Here is a 16676-nt window from a genome sequence, read left to right on the forward strand (position 1 = left end):
TGATCTCCGGCAAGGGACCAGGAAAACGCCGACCCGAAAGAGGGAGGGGAAAATGACGAGAACCCGCACGCCGGGCATCAGCCGCCGTTCAACACTGGCGCTGATGGGCGCCGGTGCGATGACATTTGCCGCGCCCTGGGTGGCGCGTGCCCAGGCCAAGACCATCAAGATCGGCATGCCGACCATTCTGTCGGGGCGCGTCGCGCAGCTCGGCACGTCCTCGCGCAATGCGGTGATGCTCGAAGTCGAGAAGATCAACGCCGCCGGCGGTCTTGCCGGCCGGCAGATCGAGATGGTGATCCGCGACTCCAAGGGGCAGCCGCAGGAAGCCGCCCGCGTCGCGCGCGAGCTCGTCAACACCGACGGCTGCGAGCTGATGATCGACGCCGAAGCCTCGTCCGGCGCCTTCGCGGTGCACGAGGTCGCGCGCGATCTCGGCGTGTTCTGCATCCACACCAATTCGGAGACCTCGTCGCTGACTGCGGATCCCAAGCAGCACATCCCGAACGCGTTCCGTACCGCGCGGCAGGGCGTGCACGACTCCATCGTCGGCGGCAGCTATGCCGCGGCGATCGCCAAGGCGAAGGGCTTGAAGAAATGGGCGACCTGCTCGCCCGACTATGCCTATGGCCGCGACACCACGGCGGAGTTCACGCTGTACCTGAAGCGCTTCGCGCCCGAGGTCGAGATCATCAGCGAGTCCTGGCCGAAGCTGTTTCAGCCCGACTATACCGAAGTGGTCACCAAGATCCTGCAGGCCAAGCCGCAGGCGCTCTATTCCTGCCTGTGGGGCGGCGATCTCACCTCCTACATCGACCAGGCCAACATCTACGCGATGTTCGGCCAGATGGAGGTGTTCGCGGTCAACATGGCCGACTACACCGCGCTCACCGTGGTGAAGAACCTGCCCAAGGGCATCCACTCCGGCAACCGCTACATCAAGACGTTCCCGACTACGCCGGAAAACGCTGCCTGGGGCGACGCCTACAAGGCCAAGTACAACGAATATCCGACCAACTGGTCGTGGGAGAATGCCACCGCCATCATGCTGATGGCGGAAGCTGCGAAAAAGGCGAACTCCGCCGACGGCAAGAAGATCGCGGAGGCGCTGAAGGGCCTCACCATCAAGTGCCCGTTCGGTGCCGACGGCACCGTGACCATGCGCGGCGACGACCACACGCTGGTCGGCTACGCCATCGGCTGGGGCACCACGATCCCGCAAGAGCCCTATGTGCCCGAGGTCAAGGCCGGCGACTGGAAGACCATCTTCGAACTCGAGGCCGAGTGGAAGAAGAGCAAGGGCTACACCTGATCTGATGTGCGGCGGAGGCGGGCGACCGTCTCCGCCTTTTGTTTTCCGCGCCACATCAGGCGCGCTGCAATGAAAGTGCTCCCGTGGATCTCGACGCGCTCGCCGGCTGTCTCTCCAGCTCCGCCTGCCTGGTGACGCAAACCACCAGCGGCCTCATCATCGGCATGCTGCTGTTCCTGGTGGCGGTCGGGCTGACGCTGATCTTCGGCGTGCTGAAGGTGGTCAATTTCAGCCACGGCGCCTTCTACATGTTCGGAGCCTACTTTGCGATGACGGCCTATCAGCTCACGGGAAGCTTCGCGCTGGCGATGCTGGCCGGCGCGGCCGGCACCGCGATCCTCGGCCTGATCTTCGAGCGCGTCTTCATGAGCCGCGTCTACGGCGCCGACGTCCTGATGCAGCTGCTCGTCTGCTATGCCTTCGTGCTGATCTTCGACGATGTCGTGCGCATCATCTGGGGGCCGGAGTTCAAGGCGATGGGCATGCCGGCGGCGTTCCAGGTGATGCCGCTGTTCATCGCCGGCGGCGTGGTGCCGCCTTATTATCTGCTGCTGATCGGCGTCGCGCTGGTCGCGGCCATCGTGCTCGGTATCGGATTGTCGCGCAGCCGCATCGGCAAGGTGATCCGCGCCGCCGCGCATAATCCCGGCATGGTCTCGGCGCTGGGCATCAACACAGGCCTGATCTATGGCGGCGTGTTTGCGCTCGGCGGCATGCTGGCGGGGCTTGCCGGCGCACTGGCCGCGCCGGTGCGGTCGTTGACCCCCGGCATGGGATTCTCCGTGCTGATCGAGTCCTTCATCGTCACCGTGATCGGCGGCATGGGCTCGATCCTGGGCGCGCTGATCGGTGCGCTGCTGCTCGGCCTCATCCGCTCGTTCGGCTCGCTCGGCTTTCCCCTGTTCACGGAAGGCCTGATGTACCTGTTCATGGTGATCGTGCTGGTCTCCAAACCCACCGGCCTGTTCGGCAAGGAGGCGGCATGACCGAGCTCGAGGCCGGGCGCACGCAGGCGCTAGCGCCGGTGCAGAGTGGGGCGGCGCTTCGCCGCTATCGCGACGTCCTGATCGCGCTGATCGCCTTCGCCGTGCTGGCGAGCCTGCCGCTGTTTACGGGCAGCAAGGCGCTGCTCGATTTCGTCATCCGCTGCTCGGCCTACGGCCTGTTCGCGACCTCGCTCAATCTCTTGGTCGGCTACACCGGCCTGACCTCGTTCGGCCACGGCATGTTCTTCGGCCTTGGGGCCTACAGTTTTGGCCTGATCATGCAGAAGCTCGGGGTGCCGATTCCCGTGGCCTTCGTTGCGACGCTGGCGATCACGGCGGTGGTCGCGGGCGTCATCGGCGCGATCTGCGTGCGGCTGAAGGAGATCTATTTCGCCTTCGTTACGCTCGCCTTCCAGATGCTGATCCACTCGACCATCTTGTCCTGGGCGTCCTTCACCGGCGGCGACCAGGGCCTGCGCGGCGGCATTCCCAGGCCTGCCTTCCTCGGCATCAACCTGGCCAACCACATCCATCTCTATATCGCGAGCTGTGCGCTGCTCATCCTCGGCCTGCTGGCGATGCGCCAGATCGCGCAATCGCCGTTCGGCTACACCTTGCGCATGATCCGCGACAACGCCGCGCGTGCGAGCTTCCTCGGCATCGACGTCTGGCGGGCGAAGCTGACGGTGTTCGTGCTGGCGGCGCTGTTCGCGTCCATGGGCGGCATGGTGATGGCGCTGTTCGTCTCCGGCGCTTATCCCGAGTTCGCCTATTGGACGATCTCAGGCGAAGCCATCTTCATCAACATGCTCGGCGGCGTCTCGACCTTCCTCGGTCCGATGGTCGGCACCGTGCTCTTGCTGCTGCTCAACGACACCGTGACTCGGTTCACCGAGTACCACGGCATCGTGCTCGGAATCGTCATCCTGTTCTTCGCGCTAGGCCTGCGCAAAGGTTTGCTCGATTTCGTCGCCGACTGGTACGCGCACCGGCGCGAGACAGGCGAGGGGCGCTAGCCATGCTCGAGATCCGCAACCTCGCAAAGTCCTTTGGCGGCGTGAAGGCGACCAACGACGTCTCGCTGGATTTCCCCGACGGCTCGCTCACCGCGGTGATCGGCCCGAACGGCGCGGGCAAGAGCACGTTCTTCAATCTGATCACCGGCGCGTTGAAGCCGGATTCCGGCCAGGTGCTGCTCGACGGCGTCGATCTCGCCGGCCGCTCGCCGCCGGAGATCGTGCGTCACGGCATCGGCCGCGCCTTCCAGGTCGCCAGCATCTTCAAGTCGCTCACGGTGCAGGAGACCATGCTCGCCGCCGTCAGCGCCGACCAGCGCACCTCCGCCGTGCTGCACAAGCGCTTTCCCTTGCCCGAGACGCGCGACCGCGCCGAGCATGTGATGGAGCTCCTGGGTCTCGCCGGCAAACGCAACCGTACCGCGGCGACGCTCTCGCATGGCGACCAGAAACTGCTCGACATTGCGCTCGCACTGGTGCTCGAACCAAAAGTGCTGCTGCTGGACGAGCCGACCGCCGGCATGGGGCCGGAGGAACGCTGGCGCATGATCGACAAGGTGCGCGAGCTCTGGGAGAGCCAGAAGATCACCGTCGTCTTCATCGAGCACGACATGGACATCGTGTTCAAGATCGCCCCGAAGATCGTCGTGCTCTGCTACGGCCGGATCCTCGCCACCGGCACGCCCGACGAGATCCGCAACAATAGCGCCGTGATCGACGCCTATCTCGGCACCGAGCATGCGGGGGCTGCCGCATGAGCGAAGCTGTCATCGAAGTCGCCGATCTCGACGTCTATTACGGCACCAGCCAGATCCTGTTCGGCGTCGGCCTCTCGGTGCGGCAGGGCGAGACCATGGCGCTGCTCGGCCGCAACGGTGCAGGCAAGTCGACGACCATGAAGGCGATCATGGGTCTCGCGCCGCCGCGGCGCGGCACAGTCAGCCTGCGCGGCACGGTGATCTCGGGCCGCAAGCCGCATACGATCGCGCGCGCCGGTCTCGGTTTCGTGCCGGAGGATCGTCAGATCTTTCCGGAGCACACGGTCGAGGACAATCTCGTCATCGGTCGCAAGAAGGGGCCGGAGGGCCAGGACGAGTGGCCGATCAAGCGCATCTATGAGGTCTTCCCGCTCTTGGAGCCGCTGCGCCACCGCATCGCCGGACGCCTCTCCGGCGGCGAGCAGCAGATGCTCGCGATCGCGCGCACGCTGATGGGCAATCCGGCGCTGCTCCTGCTGGACGAGCCGAGCGAGGGGCTGGCGCCGATCATCGTGCAGCGGATCGGCGAGCTGTTGCGGCAGCTCCGCCAGCTCGGCTCGACCGTGCTGATCGCCGAGCAGAACATGCATTTCTGCCTGGGCCTCGCCAGCCACGCCACCGTCATCGACAAGGGCCAGATCGTCTATGCCGCCGGGATCGACGAGCTGAAGGCCAATGACACGATCCGGCGGCGTTATCTGGCCCTGTAGCCCGCGCCGCCGGTGTCCAAATAGGCCGGAAGAAGAAAACTATTGCCGTGGCGCTGCCGCGAGGAAGGAGTTTCCCCTCCGGAGGGTAAAAACGCCAATCGCTTCCATTGCTGTTTTGGGCCGAAACGACGACATTTCTGCCAGAAATCGATGGATCGGCAGCTATGGAACGCACCGCATTTGAGCCCTTCGGCGAGCAGCTGGTGTCCGCAACGGACGCCCAGCCGAAATCGCGCGCCTCGAAGCTCCTGCTGCGGGCCGGCACCACGCTGTTCTGGTCGCTGGTCGCCGGCATCGTGCTGGCGCGTGCGGCCTTCTTCGAGCCCGGCATCTATGACGGCTTCAGCCGCGTCGCCTCGCTGGCGAAAAGCCTGATCTTCTGATCCCGATTATTCCGGGCCGAGGATAGAACTTCTCTCGGCCCTGATATGTCGAAAACATATTTCCCAATCGGGTCGCGCTGCGTATAAATCCTTCTCCTCCGGGAGAAATTTGTGTCGCAGAATCAAGCATCCAGCCCGGCCGAGTCCAAGCCGGCCACCGCCGTCAGCCGCATTGCGGCGTTGATTCCGGGCATCCTCCTCTGCATTCTCGTCGCCGGCGTCTCGGCCCTGCTGGAGCGGGCGGAACTGGGCGTGTTCGAGCACCCCTATGTCGAGGCGCTGGTGATGGCGATCCTGCTCGGCATGGCGCTCCGCAGCTTCTGGAAGCCGGCCCCGCGCTGGCAGGCCGGCATCGCCTTCAGCGCCAAGCAGCTGCTCGAAGTCGCGGTGATGCTGCTCGGGGCCTCCATCAGCTTCGCCGCGATCGCGGCTTCGGGCATCGCGCTGCTCGCGTCGATCGCCGCGGTCGTCGTGGTCGCGCTCTGCGTCTCCTTCGGCCTCAGCCGGCTGCTCGGCCTGTCGACGCGCCTCTCGATCCTGATCGCCTGCGGCAACTCGATCTGCGGCAACTCCGCGATCGCCGCGGTGGCGCCCATCATCGGCGCCAACAACGACGAGATCGCATCTTCGATCTCCTTCACCGCCATCCTCGGCGTGATGATGGTGCTGGGCCTGCCGCTGCTGATCCCGCTGCTGCAGCTGTCCGCCACGCAATACGGCATCCTCGCCGGCCTCACCGTTTACGCGGTGCCACAGGTGCTTGCGGCGACGGTGCCGGCCGGCCTCGTCTCGACCCAGATCGGCACGCTGGTGAAGCTGATGCGCGTCTTGATGCTCGGGCCCGTCGTCGTCGGCCTCTCGCTGGTCGCCTCGCGCTGGCAGGCCGACGCCAAGAAGACCAGTGTCGGCTTCTTCCGCCTGGTCCCCTGGTTCATCCTCGGCTTCCTCGCGCTCGCGACGCTGCGTTCCCTAGAGATCGTGCCGGCCACGGTGGTTGGCCCCGTGACGAAGATCACCAGCTTTCTCACGGTGGTCTCGATGGCGGCGCTGGGGCTCGGCGTCGATGTGCGCGTGCTCGCGAATGTCGGCGGCCGGGTGACGGCCGCCGTGACGCTGTCGCTGATACTGCTGCTCGGGATCAGCATCGCGCTGGTGCATTGGTTCAAATGATCAGGGCAAAACTGCCGTAGGGTGGGCAAAGGCGCGAAAGCGCCGTGCCCACCATGCATCCGCATTCGAGGTGAGGATGGTGGGCACGCTTCGCTTTGCCCACCCTACGAGACCGTCATCGCCGTTAGCGGGTCGGGTAAATCAGATCACATCCGCCAGCGAATGTCCGTGCAGCTCGATGTTCAGCCCCTGCATGCCCATGTCGTTGATCTCGCCGCCCATCGCCTTCAGGCTCTCCTCTCGGATCAGTGACATCAGCCCGCGGCGCAGCGCCAAAAACTCCGACGACATCATCATCGATTGCTGCCGCGGCCGCTCCAGCGGGATCGGGATCTCCGCCTTGATGGAGCCCGGACGCGCGGTCATGCAGTAGACGCGGTCCGACAGGAAGATCGCTTCGTCGATGTCGTGGGTGACGAACAGCACGGAGATCTTCAGCCGCTGCCACATGTTGGTGAGGATCTGCTGCATGATGACGCGCGTCTGCGCATCGAGCGCGCCGAAGGGCTCGTCCAGCAGCAGCACCTTTGGCCCCGTGGCGAGCGCCCGCACGATGCCGACGCGCTGCTTCATGCCGCCGGAGAGCTTTTCCGGATAATGCTTCTCGAACGCCTCGAGGCCAGCGAGGCCCAGCAGCGTGCGCGCGGCGCGCTCGCGCTGCGAGCGCGGCATGCCGCGCATCTTCAAGCCGAACTCGACGTTCTCCCGCACGGTCTTCCAGGGAAACAGCGAGTATTGCTGGAACACCATGCCGCGCTCGGCGCTGGGGCCGTTGACGCGCTCGCCGTCGACGGTGACGATCCCCGTTGTGGGTTTAAGGAAGCCGGCGACTGCATTGAGCAGCGTCGATTTTCCGCAGCCCGAGGGTCCGACGATCGAGACGAACTCGCCGGGCTTCACATGGATCTGCGTGTCGGTGACGGCCTGGACCGGTCCCTCGATCGTCTCGTAGGCGAGGGAAAAATTCTTGACCTCGATGTGGCCCTTCGACGTGTTCGCAAGCATCTCGCTCATGTCGACCTCCACGGCATCACCAATTGTCCGGCGCCGCGGATCAACAGGCTCGATCCGAGTCCGAGCACGCCGATCGCGATCATGCCGAGCGCGATGTCGGCATACTGGACCAGCGAATAGGCTTCCCAGGTGAAATAGCCGATGCCGTACTGGCCCGAGATCATCTCGGCGGCGATCAGCGACACCCAGGCGACGCCCATGCCGACGGTGAGGCCGGTGAAGATGTGCGGCAGCGAGGCCGGGAAGTACACCTCGCGAAAGATCGAGCGCTCGCGTGCGCCGAGGCATTGCGCGGCGCGCACCAGCACGGGATCGACCAGCGACATGCCGTGCAGCGTGTTGACCAGGATCGGGAAGAACGAGCCGAGGAAGGTGATGAAGACGATGCTCTGCTCGTTGGTCGGCCACAGCATGATCGCCATCGGCACCCAGGCGATCGCCGGGATCGGCCGCAGCACTTCCGCGACCGGGAAGATGATCTCGTGCACCAGCTTGAAGCGGCCCATGATCAGGCCGAGCGGCACGCCGACGATGGCCGCCAGCGAGAAGCCGATGAAGATGCGCCGGCAGCTGAGCAGGATATGCATCAGGAACTTGGGATCGTGCATCGCCTTGGTGAAGCTGGCATAGACCGCGAGCGGCGAGGGCACGTTGGTGAAGCGCACGAAGAACACGACGCGATAGGTCGTGAGCAGGTGCCAGACCAGCAGGAACGCGATCAGGGAGGCGATGCCGATCGCGGTCGCACGCAGCCGGCCCTGGTTGAGCCGGTACCAGCGCAGCGCAAGCGTGCCGAAGGAAGGGGGCGTTGCGGGCGGCGTGACGGCGGGCACAGGGCCCGCCTCTGCAATTGCCGGCATGTTGTCCTCGGGATGTCTGACCAGCGCGGGACTGCTCACGTCTTGCCTCCACCGACGGCCGCCTTCACGGCGTCATCGAAGCCGAGCACCTTGCCGCCGATCTTGGCTGCATAGGCTTCGGCGTCCTTCTTCAGCAGGAACGGCGCGACATCGCCATTGCCGACCGCGAAGAAGGCCTGGTCTGCGAACAGCTTGATGCCGCGCGTGGTGTCGAAGACATAGGCGACGTTGATCTTCTTGCCCTTGGCCTTGAAGTCGGCATAGGCACCGAGCGTGCAGCTGGCTGACGAGAAGGGCATGATGCCGGCCTCATCCACCCAGACCTCGCCGGCCTTGCGCGGATCTGCGATCGGCTTCTTGCAGAAGGCGTCTTCGCCCGAGATCTCGTAATTCTTCGTGCTGGCCAGCTGCGCGTCATAGTCGAGCTTCATCTCGGCATAGGCCTTGCGGACATAGCTGTCGTCGACCCATTTCTTCGGATCGAACTCCTTCATGCGGCCGAGATTCTGCAGAACCTTGACGTCGGTTGCGGCCGCATCGATGAGCGCCGGCTTGATCGTGGGATCGGTGGTCATGTTGCCGCTGGGGCCGAGGAAGATGTAGACGACTTCCTTGCTGATGCCGGTCCATTCCTGGATCTTTTCCGCGGCCAGCTTCGGATCGTCGCGCAGCCACTGGTTGGCGGCGATCACCGCCTTGAAATAGGCAACGACGACCTCCGGATATTTCTCGGCGAAGTCGGTGCGGACGACGATGCCGTGGAAGGTCGGCAGGTTCGTCTCGACGCCGTCAAAGATCTTGCGTGCAAAGCCGCGGAACGGCAGCAGCTCGGCGAAGGGGACGAAGTCGGCATGCGCGTCGATCTTCTTCTCCTGCAGGTTGGTCGAGCCGACCTCGGGGCTCTGGCTGACGAGCTGGAAGAAGTCGGACGCATAGCCGCGATCCTGCATCGCCTTCAGCACCATGCCGTGCGCGGCGGAGCCGAAGGGCACGCTGACGAGCTTGCCCTTGAGATCGGCGAGATCGTAATAGGGCGAGTCCTTGTGGACGACGAGGCCGTTGCCCGAGCCGGAAAGGCTGTAGGCGGCGACGCCGATCAGGCGGCTCTTGCTCTCCGGATTGCTCTCGAAGGTGAAGCCGTTCACGATCAGCGGATAGTCGCCCATCATGCCGATCTGCAGCTTGTTCGCCATCATCGCGTTGGTGACAGGCGGACCGGAGGTGAAGTTCTGCCACTCCAGCTCGAACTTGATGTTGGCGTATTTGCCCTCCTTCGGCAGGTATTTCTCGAGCAGATGCAACTGGCGGATGACGACGCCCGCGGTCACCGTGTTGGTGGTGGTGTCCTGCGTTCCGATGCCGAGCGTGACGGTCTCCGCCGAAGCCGGCTGCGTGACGAGTAGCGCCAGCGACGTCACCGACATCGCGATCGAGAGCGTGGGAAGATGGCGGACCATTCTCATCCTCATTCGGTTGGATGTGCTGTGGTTGCCATGATTGGGTGAGGGCACCGGCAGGGCAAATCCGGAGTGGCCGCCGCAGTCGATTAGTTGCCGGGAAAAGCTGATTGCATACTCCTTGGGCAATCCTGCACTATAAAGCCGCTTGCCTGTGCATCGGCCGTGGTCGTGAGCCCCGTTAGTCCGAGGCCTGGCCGCGCATCTCCTCCAGCACGTCGGTCCGGCACACCACGATCTGCGACCGCTTGGTCACCACGATTCCCTTCTCCTGCATCCGCTTCAGGCTGATCGTGACCCATTGCCTGGTGGCGCCGACCATGTGGGCGATGTCGGCATGGGTGAAGGCCGCCGCGATCACGGTGCCGTCGGCGTCCTCGACGCCGTAGAGCTCGACGAGATGCAGCAACAGATGCGCAAGGCGCTGCGTGATCGAGCGCGTTCCCAGCATCTGGGCCAGGGCCGAATAGCATTTGCCCTTGAAGGTCAGCCCTTCGATCAGGCCGATGGCGAGGTTGGGGATCTCTGCGGCAAGGGACCGCAGTTCCTTTCCGGGCAGATGCACGACGCTGCAATTGCTGGATGCGACGCCGGACCATTGATGCACGGTGCCTTCGAACACCTCGGGGCCGCCGACGAAATTGCCGACATGCCAATAGGCGAGCGTGATCTCGCGCCCGAGCGGCGAGGTGTAGAACACGCGGATGCGGCCGCTCTCGATCAGCCAGATGCCGTCATGCTTGCCGCCCTGGCTGAACAACGTCTGGCCGCGATTGAGCACCTTTCGCCGGCCCTGCTTCAGCACCAACTCCCGCTCGCGCCGCGAGAGCTTGTCCATCAACGGTGGTGGACCGCCGATCCATTGCTGGTTCTCGGTGAGCAGCAGCGAGGAACTGCCCGCAGGCCGGACTGCCGGGGGAACAGCCCCGCGAAACGCATTGGCCGCTTGCAACATCACCTGCCTCCGGAACGTTCAAATCGTTCTAAAGAGGAGCAATGTCCGTGCCAGATGGGGTGGGCCTCGCACGTAGGCGAGCATGTGGCAGCCCCGCGCCATTCACTCCGCTGTCATCGCCCGGCTTGACCGGGCGATCCAGTATTCCAGAGACAGCAATGGGTTACGGAAAGGCCGCGGCGTACTGGATGCCCCGGTCAAGCCGGGGCATGACACCGAATACTGGTCAGCGCCCAGCCAGGCTCAGCAAATACGCCTTCGGATAAATCCCCCTGTTATGGCCGTCCGAAAACGCGATGTTCAGCCCGTAGCCGAGATCGCCGATCTCGGTGATCGCAATCCCCGGGAATGCTTCCGGGAAGCGGCCGTCGAAACGGGCGCGGGTGCAGTGGGCGCATTTGCAGGAGAGGCGGAGTGTTTCGGCAGGGACGCTCAGCACATCGTCCTGCGTGGTGCGGACGAGGAGCGAGGCGAGATCGGCGCTGGCTTCGTAGTCGGCCACGGTCGGTGCCACCAATGCGGTCATGGTCATGACGAACCTCCGGCTTCTCTCTACGCCCGAGCGGCTTCGTGCGAATAGCAACTAATTGCCGGCGCGAGCGTGATGGGGTGCCTGCTCTTCGATCACCGGCTGCGAAATGTGAAACTAATCGACCGGGAATGACACTTCCGAATTGCCGGACTCTCCGCTCTCCGAAACCTTGACGTCATCGACAAGGAGAGATCATGAGCGCATTTCAGAAGGAAACGGTTTTGTCGGTTCGCCACTGGACCGAGTCCCTGTTCAGCTTCACCGCGACGCGCGATCCAGGCTTCCGCTTCCAGAACGGCCAGTTCGCGATGATCGGACTGGAGGTCGAGGGCAAGCCGTTGATGCGGGCCTACAGCATGGCCAGCGCCAATCACGAGGAGGCGCTCGAATTCTTCTCGATCAAGGTGCAGGACGGCCCGCTGACCTCGCGCCTCCAGAAGATCCGGGAAGGCGACATCATCCTGGTCGGCCGCAAGGCGACGGGAACGCTGATCACCGGCAACCTCATTCCCGGAAAACGCCTCCTGCTGCTCTCGACCGGAACGGGCCTCGCGCCCTTCGCCAGCCTGATCAAGGACCCCGACGTCTACGAGAACTACGAGACCATCGTGCTCGCCCATGGCTGCCGCCAGGTCTCCGAGCTCGCCTATGGCGAACATGTCGTCGAGGGCCTGCGCAACCACGAGTTCTTCGGCCCCTTGATCCGCGACAAGCTTGTCTACTACCCGACCGTCACCCGCGAGCCGTTCCGCAATCGCGGCCGCATCACCGACCTGATCGCCACGGGCCAGCTGTTCGACGATATCGGCCAATCCGGCCTCGATATCGAGACCGACCGCATCATGCTCTGCGGCAGCCCGGGAATGCTGGAGGAGCTGCACGCGATGTTCGCCGCGCGCGGTTTTGTCGAGGGTAATCACAGCCAGCCCGGCCATTTCGTCATCGAAAAGGCCTTCGTCGAGCGCTGAGGCGCAAATCGTATCCCGGCGACAACTAATTGCTATCGCCGGGAAGCCGACTGAACAAATCTGATGCAAAGGCGCCGGGGATCGGCGAACCAGGAGCAAGTGATGGCACTAGATCAGATCGTCGACGGACTTTCGGAGGTTTCCTGCGATGTGCTGGTGATCGGCGGCGGCACGGCCGGCCCGATGGCGGCGCTGAAGGCGAAGCTGAAGAACCCGAAGGCCAATGTCGTCCTGCTCGAAAAAGCCAATGTCAAGCGCTCCGGCGCGATCTCGATGGGCATGGACGGGCTCAACAACGCCGTCATCCCCGGCTATGCGACGCCGGAGCAGTACACCAAGGAAATCACCATCGCCAATGACGGTATCGTCGATCAGAAGGCGGTCTATAAATACGCCCAGAACTGCTACAAGATCATCGAGGAGCTCGACAGTTTCGGCATCCGCTTCCTGAAGAACGAGAACGGCGACTACGCCGTCAAGAAGGTGCACCACATCGGCACCTATGTGCTGCCGATGCCGAACGGTGAGACCGTGAAGAAGGCGCTCTACCGCCAACTCCGCCGCGCCCGCATCCTGATCTCCAACCGCTACATGGCGACTCGGCTGCTGAAATCGAGCGACGGCCGCATCGCCGGCGCGATCTCCGTCAACACCCGCACCGCCGAGATCCTGGTGATCAAGGCCAAGGCCGTGATCCTCTGCATGGGCGCGGCCGGCCGCCTGGGTCTGCCGACCTCGGGCTACATGTTCGGCACCTATGAGAATGCGGCCAATTCAGGCGACGGTTACGCCATGGCCTATCACGCCGGCGCCGCGCTCGCGAACCTCGAATGCTTCCAGATCAACCCGCTGATCAAGGACTATAACGGCCCGGCCTGCGCCTATGTTGCGGGTCCCTTCGGCGCGTATACTGCGAACAACGAAGGCTCGCGCTTCATCGAATGCGATTACTGGTCCGGTCAGATGATGCTGGAGTTCTACAACGAGCTCCTCTCCGGCAAGGGCCCGGTGTTCCTCCAGCTCAAGCATCTGCACCCCGACACCATCTCCGAGATCGAATCCACGCTGCACAAGGTCGAGCGTCCGACGCGGGGTCTGTTCCAGCAGGGACGCGGCGTCGACTACCGCAGCGAGTCGATCGAGATGCACATCTCCGAGATCGGCTTCTGCTCCGGCCACAGCGCGTCCGGCGTGTTCGTCGACGACAATGCCCGCACCACCGTGCCGGGCCTTTATGCCGCCGGCGACATGGCGAGCGTGCCGCACAATTACATGCTCGGCGCCTTCACCAACGGTTCGGTTGCCGGCATCGACGCGATGGAATTCGCCGACAGCCACGACTTTGCCGAGTTCGACGCCGCCGATGTCGCCAGGGAGCGCGACCGCGTGTTGGCCCCGACCAAGCGCGAGGACGGCATCCCGCCGAACCAGGTCGAGTACAAGACCCGTCGCCTCGTCAACGACTATCTCCAGCCGCCAAAGGTCACGCGCAAATACGAGCTCGGCATGCGCCGCCTCGCCGAGACGCGGCAGGACATGCAGGAGCACATGATCGCGCGCAATGCACACGAGCTGCTCCGCGCGCTGGAAGTGCAGTCGATCATGGACTGCGCCGACATGGCGGTGCATGCCTCGCTGTACCGCGAGGAGAGCCGCTGGGGCCTCTATCACTGGCGTACGGATTTTCCGGAGAAGGACAACGAGAACTGGTTCTGCCACACGCTGCTGAGCAAGCGGGACGGCAAGATGACCAGCGAGAAGCGCGCGGTGGAGCCCTATGTCGTCCCGATCGCGGACGACGAGAAGGACCTCTACGACAAGCAGCGCATCCGCGCCACCGCCTGATCCACCGCAACAGAACAACAGGAGACATCACATGCCTCTCGCGTCCTATCAGACATCGGTTCCGGTGGTCGTGGATGATGCCAAATGCATCGCCGACAAGGGTTGCACCGTCTGCGTCGACGTTTGTCCGCTCGATGTGCTGCGCATCAGCGACATGACGGGCAAGGCCTACATGGCCTATGACGAATGCTGGTACTGCATGCCCTGCGAGGCCGATTGCCCGACCGGCGCCGTCACCGTCAACATTCCCTATCTGTTGAGGTGATCATGTCGAGCCCGTTCGAATCCTACGACGATCTCGAAGACGCCGACGAGCGGCTTCAGGCCGCCGATCCCGCCGAGCGCCGCGTCGCCATCATTGCGCTCGGCCATTCCGGCGATCCCGCCGCAGTCGGCCATCTCGCCAATATCGTAACCGATCCCGATGCCGGCGTGCGCCAGCAGGTCGCGATGGCGCTCGGCGAATTCGATGGCCCGGAGGTTGCGAGCGCGCTCGTCAAGTTGCTGGTTGATCCCGAGAGGATCGTCGCGGCGGCGGCGGCCGACAGCATGGCCGCGTTCAAGGATCCCGCTTGTGCGGCAATCATCCTGCCGCTGGTGAAGCATGCCCATGCCTTCGTTCGCATGGGCGCTCTGCGCGCGCTGAAGGAGCTGCGCTGCAAGGATACGCTGAAGCCCGCGCTGGAAGCGCTCCAGGATACTGATGCCGCCGTGCGCGTGCAGGCGATCGGCGTGATCGGCTTTCTGAAGCTGGAAGAATCCATCCCCGCGCTGACCGCGCTGATCAACGATCCCGACGCCCATGTGCGCCGTGCCGCCGTGAGCGCGCTGGCGTTCTCGCAGATGAAGCCGGCGGCCGAGACCATCACGCGTGCGCTGAAGGATGCCGACTGGATGGTCCGCGAGATGGCGGCGGAAACGCTCGGGCTCAACGTCAACGGTTCGCTCGCCGCCGATCAACTGGTCGCGTGCCTCGCCGACGAGTTCTGGCAGGTGCGGCTGAAGGCGATCCGCAGCCTCGGCAAGATGAAGATCGAGCGCGCGGTGCGCCCGATCGGCAATTGCATCAATCACGACCAGGCGAATTTGCGCAAAGAAGCGGCCGCTGCGCTCGGCGAGATCGCCCATCCCGACGGCGAGGCGTTCCTGGCCGTGATCGCCGACGATCCCGACCCAGATGTCCGCAAGAACGCGCGCTGGGCGCTGCAACAGATTGCGGCGCGCAAGGCGCGCGCAGGCGCATAAAGGCCCGGGCAGGGCATAGCAGAGGGGCATCCTGCCGCTCTGGACTTCCCCCGCCAGACGTTTATTGGTCTTCGCCAATGGGACCGGCCGCTTTCGAACGCGGCTGGTCCGAAAAACAGCGAGGACGCCGGCCATGACGACATTGTCCGTTAAAGACCTTCTCCCCGAAGATGGAACGAAGGGGACGCTGGTCGGCCGCGTCTGGCTGCCGCAGGTCAATGGCCCGGCTGTGGTCGCCGTGCGCGCCGACGGCGTCTTCGACGTCACCGCAAAATTCCCGACGGTCAGCGCGCTCTGCGAAGAGGACAACCCGGCCAAGGCGCTTGCCGCGGTCAAGGGCGAACGCATCGGCGATCTCGAAGGCATTGTTGCCAACACCGCGCCCGACGGCCGCGATCCCAGGAAGCCCTGGCTGCTCGCGCCCGTCGATCTCCAGACCTTGAAGGCCGCCGGTGTCACCTTCGCCATCTCGATGCTGGAACGTGTGATCGAGGAGCGCGCCAAGGGCAATCCGGCCTCGGCCGAAGCGATCCGCAAGGAAGTGACGCGCCTGATCGGCGACGATCTTTCCAAGCTCAAGCCGGGCTCGGACCAGGCGATGCATCTGAAGCAGGTGCTGATCGACCAGAACGCCTGGAGCCAGTATCTCGAAGTCGGCATCGGCCCCGACGCCGAGGTCTTCACCAAGGCGCCGACCATGTCCTCGGTCGGCACCGGCATGGATGCCGGCCTGCATCCGAAATCGACCTGGAACAACCCCGAGCCCGAGCTCGTGCTGTTCGTGTCGAGCCGCGGCAAGATCGTCGGCGGCGCGCTTGGCAACGACGTCAACCTGCGCGATTTCGAGGGCCGTTCGGCGCTGCTGCTGTCGAAGGCCAAGGACAACAACGCCTCCTGCTCGATCGGCCCGCTGCTGCGGCTGTTCGACGACAGCTTCACGCTCGACGACGCACGTAAGCTCGACATCAGCCTGAACGTGACGGGCACGGACGGCTTCGTCCTCGACGGCCATTCCTCGATCAGCAAGATCAGCCGCGATCCGACCGATCTCGTCGAACAGACCATCGGCAAGATCCATCAATACCCCGATGGCTTCGTGCTCTTCCTCGGCACGATGTTCGCACCCGTCAAGGATCGCGATGCGCCGGGGCAGGGTTTTACACACAAGCGCGACGATATCGTCACGATCGCAGCGCCCGAGCTCGGCAAGCTCGTCAACCGCATGCGCACCAGCGACGAGTGCGAACCCTGGACGTTCGGCATCGGCGCGCTGATGAAGAACCTGGCGCAGCGGAAGCTGATCTAGTTTCTTCCCCTCTCCCCGCGCTTATCTCTCCCCGTCACCCTGAGGTGTGCGCTCTGCTGCGCGCAGCGCTGCAGAGCAAGCCTCGAAGGGCGACGGTCCGGCTGCATCTCGGCCGTTCATCCTTCGAGGCTCCCGGCGCGATGCTTTTGCATCGCGCCA

17 protein-coding genes are annotated in these 16676 nt (G+C 64.2%); 12 read left to right on the forward strand and 5 right to left on the reverse strand.

From position 1 onward, the window contains the following. Positions 1-52 precede the first annotated feature (52 nt). From XH79_RS32670 to XH79_RS32700, 7 genes are all read left to right on the forward strand, one after another. Positions 53-1312 carry an ABC transporter substrate-binding protein gene (locus XH79_RS32670; protein ID WP_271584330.1) on the forward strand — a complete coding sequence of 420 codons (1260 nt, stop codon included), beginning with the start codon at positions 53-55 and terminating at the stop codon, positions 1310-1312. An 83-nt stretch (positions 1313-1395) separates the two neighbouring features. Next, on the forward strand, positions 1396-2298 hold the full coding sequence (locus tag XH79_RS32675; RefSeq protein WP_211401104.1) for a branched-chain amino acid ABC transporter permease: 903 nt from the start codon (positions 1396-1398) through the stop codon (positions 2296-2298). Next, positions 2295-3314 (forward strand): branched-chain amino acid ABC transporter permease, encoded by a 1020-nt coding sequence (locus tag XH79_RS32680; protein WP_271584331.1) that lies wholly within the window; start codon positions 2295-2297, stop codon positions 3312-3314. Before XH79_RS32675 ends, XH79_RS32680 begins: the two co-directional genes overlap by 4 nt. A 2-nt stretch (positions 3315-3316) precedes the next feature. Next, a complete protein-coding gene (locus XH79_RS32685; protein WP_271584332.1) occupies positions 3317-4072 on the forward strand; it encodes an ABC transporter ATP-binding protein in 756 nt (251 codons plus the stop codon). Next, positions 4069-4782 (forward strand): ABC transporter ATP-binding protein, encoded by a 714-nt coding sequence (locus tag XH79_RS32690; protein ID WP_271584333.1) that lies wholly within the window; start codon positions 4069-4071, stop codon positions 4780-4782. Before XH79_RS32685 ends, XH79_RS32690 begins: the two co-directional genes overlap by 4 nt. Before the next feature lie 164 nt (positions 4783-4946). Next, the gene (locus XH79_RS32695; protein WP_018647704.1) at positions 4947-5165 is read left to right on the forward strand and encodes a hypothetical protein; all 219 of its coding nucleotides are present in this window, start codon (positions 4947-4949) and stop codon (positions 5163-5165) included. A gap of 111 nt (positions 5166-5276) precedes the next feature. Then, positions 5277-6335 (forward strand): YeiH family protein, encoded by a 1059-nt coding sequence (locus XH79_RS32700; RefSeq protein WP_271584334.1) that lies wholly within the window; start codon positions 5277-5279, stop codon positions 6333-6335. A gap of 141 nt (positions 6336-6476) precedes the next feature. Here XH79_RS32700 and XH79_RS32705 read toward each other — a convergent pair whose 3' ends face one another. The 5 genes from XH79_RS32705 to XH79_RS32725 all read right to left on the reverse strand — a co-directional run bounded on the left by XH79_RS32705 (position 6477) and on the right by XH79_RS32725 (position 11153). Beyond that, positions 6477-7349 carry an ABC transporter ATP-binding protein gene (locus XH79_RS32705; protein WP_271584335.1) on the reverse strand — a complete coding sequence of 291 codons (873 nt, stop codon included), beginning with the start codon at positions 7347-7349 and terminating at the stop codon, positions 6477-6479. Next, positions 7346-8248 carry an ABC transporter permease gene (locus tag XH79_RS32710; RefSeq protein WP_212344101.1) on the reverse strand — a complete coding sequence of 301 codons (903 nt, stop codon included), beginning with the start codon at positions 8246-8248 and terminating at the stop codon, positions 7346-7348. Before XH79_RS32710 ends, XH79_RS32705 begins: the two co-directional genes overlap by 4 nt. Further along, positions 8245-9666, reverse strand: a complete 1422-nt coding sequence (locus tag XH79_RS32715) for an ABC transporter substrate-binding protein (protein WP_271584336.1) — start codon at positions 9664-9666, stop codon at positions 8245-8247. The genes XH79_RS32710 and XH79_RS32715 overlap by 4 nt, the downstream gene beginning before the upstream one ends. A gap of 181 nt (positions 9667-9847) precedes the next feature. Further along, complete coding sequence (locus XH79_RS32720) at positions 9848-10621, reverse strand: Crp/Fnr family transcriptional regulator (RefSeq protein ID WP_271584337.1); 774 nt, start codon at positions 10619-10621, stop codon at positions 9848-9850. A 226-nt stretch (positions 10622-10847) separates the two neighbouring features. Next, a complete protein-coding gene (locus tag XH79_RS32725) occupies positions 10848-11153 on the reverse strand; it encodes a gamma-butyrobetaine hydroxylase-like domain-containing protein (RefSeq protein WP_271584338.1) in 306 nt (101 codons plus the stop codon). Positions 11154-11347: 194 nt separating this feature from the next. Here XH79_RS32725 and XH79_RS32730 point away from each other — a divergent pair, with 194 nt between their 5' ends. The 5 genes from XH79_RS32730 (at position 11348) to XH79_RS32750 (ending at position 16517) form a co-directional block, all read left to right on the forward strand. Continuing rightward, entirely contained in the window at positions 11348-12121 is a 774-nt protein-coding gene (locus tag XH79_RS32730) for a ferredoxin--NADP reductase (RefSeq protein WP_271584339.1), read from the forward strand. Between the two features lie 102 nt (positions 12122-12223). Further along, positions 12224-13966, forward strand: coding sequence for a fumarate reductase/succinate dehydrogenase flavoprotein subunit (locus XH79_RS32735; RefSeq protein WP_271584340.1), 1743 nt, complete (start codon positions 12224-12226; stop codon positions 13964-13966). A gap of 31 nt (positions 13967-13997) precedes the next feature. Beyond that, positions 13998-14231, forward strand: a complete 234-nt coding sequence (locus XH79_RS32740) for a 4Fe-4S dicluster domain-containing protein (protein WP_008141081.1) — start codon at positions 13998-14000, stop codon at positions 14229-14231. 2 nt (positions 14232-14233) lie between these two features. Further along, positions 14234-15211, forward strand: a complete 978-nt coding sequence (locus XH79_RS32745; protein ID WP_271584341.1) for a HEAT repeat domain-containing protein — start codon at positions 14234-14236, stop codon at positions 15209-15211. Between the two features lie 133 nt (positions 15212-15344). Beyond that, positions 15345-16517: a fumarylacetoacetate hydrolase family protein gene (locus XH79_RS32750; RefSeq protein ID WP_271584342.1), complete on the forward strand. Its 1173-nt coding sequence runs from the start codon at positions 15345-15347 to the stop codon at positions 16515-16517. Positions 16518-16676 lie beyond the last annotated feature (159 nt).

The sequence above is a fragment of the Bradyrhizobium sp. CCBAU 45389 genome (genome assembly GCF_028128625.1).
Taxonomy (GTDB): Bacteria; Pseudomonadota; Alphaproteobacteria; order Rhizobiales; family Xanthobacteraceae; genus Bradyrhizobium; species Bradyrhizobium liaoningense_B.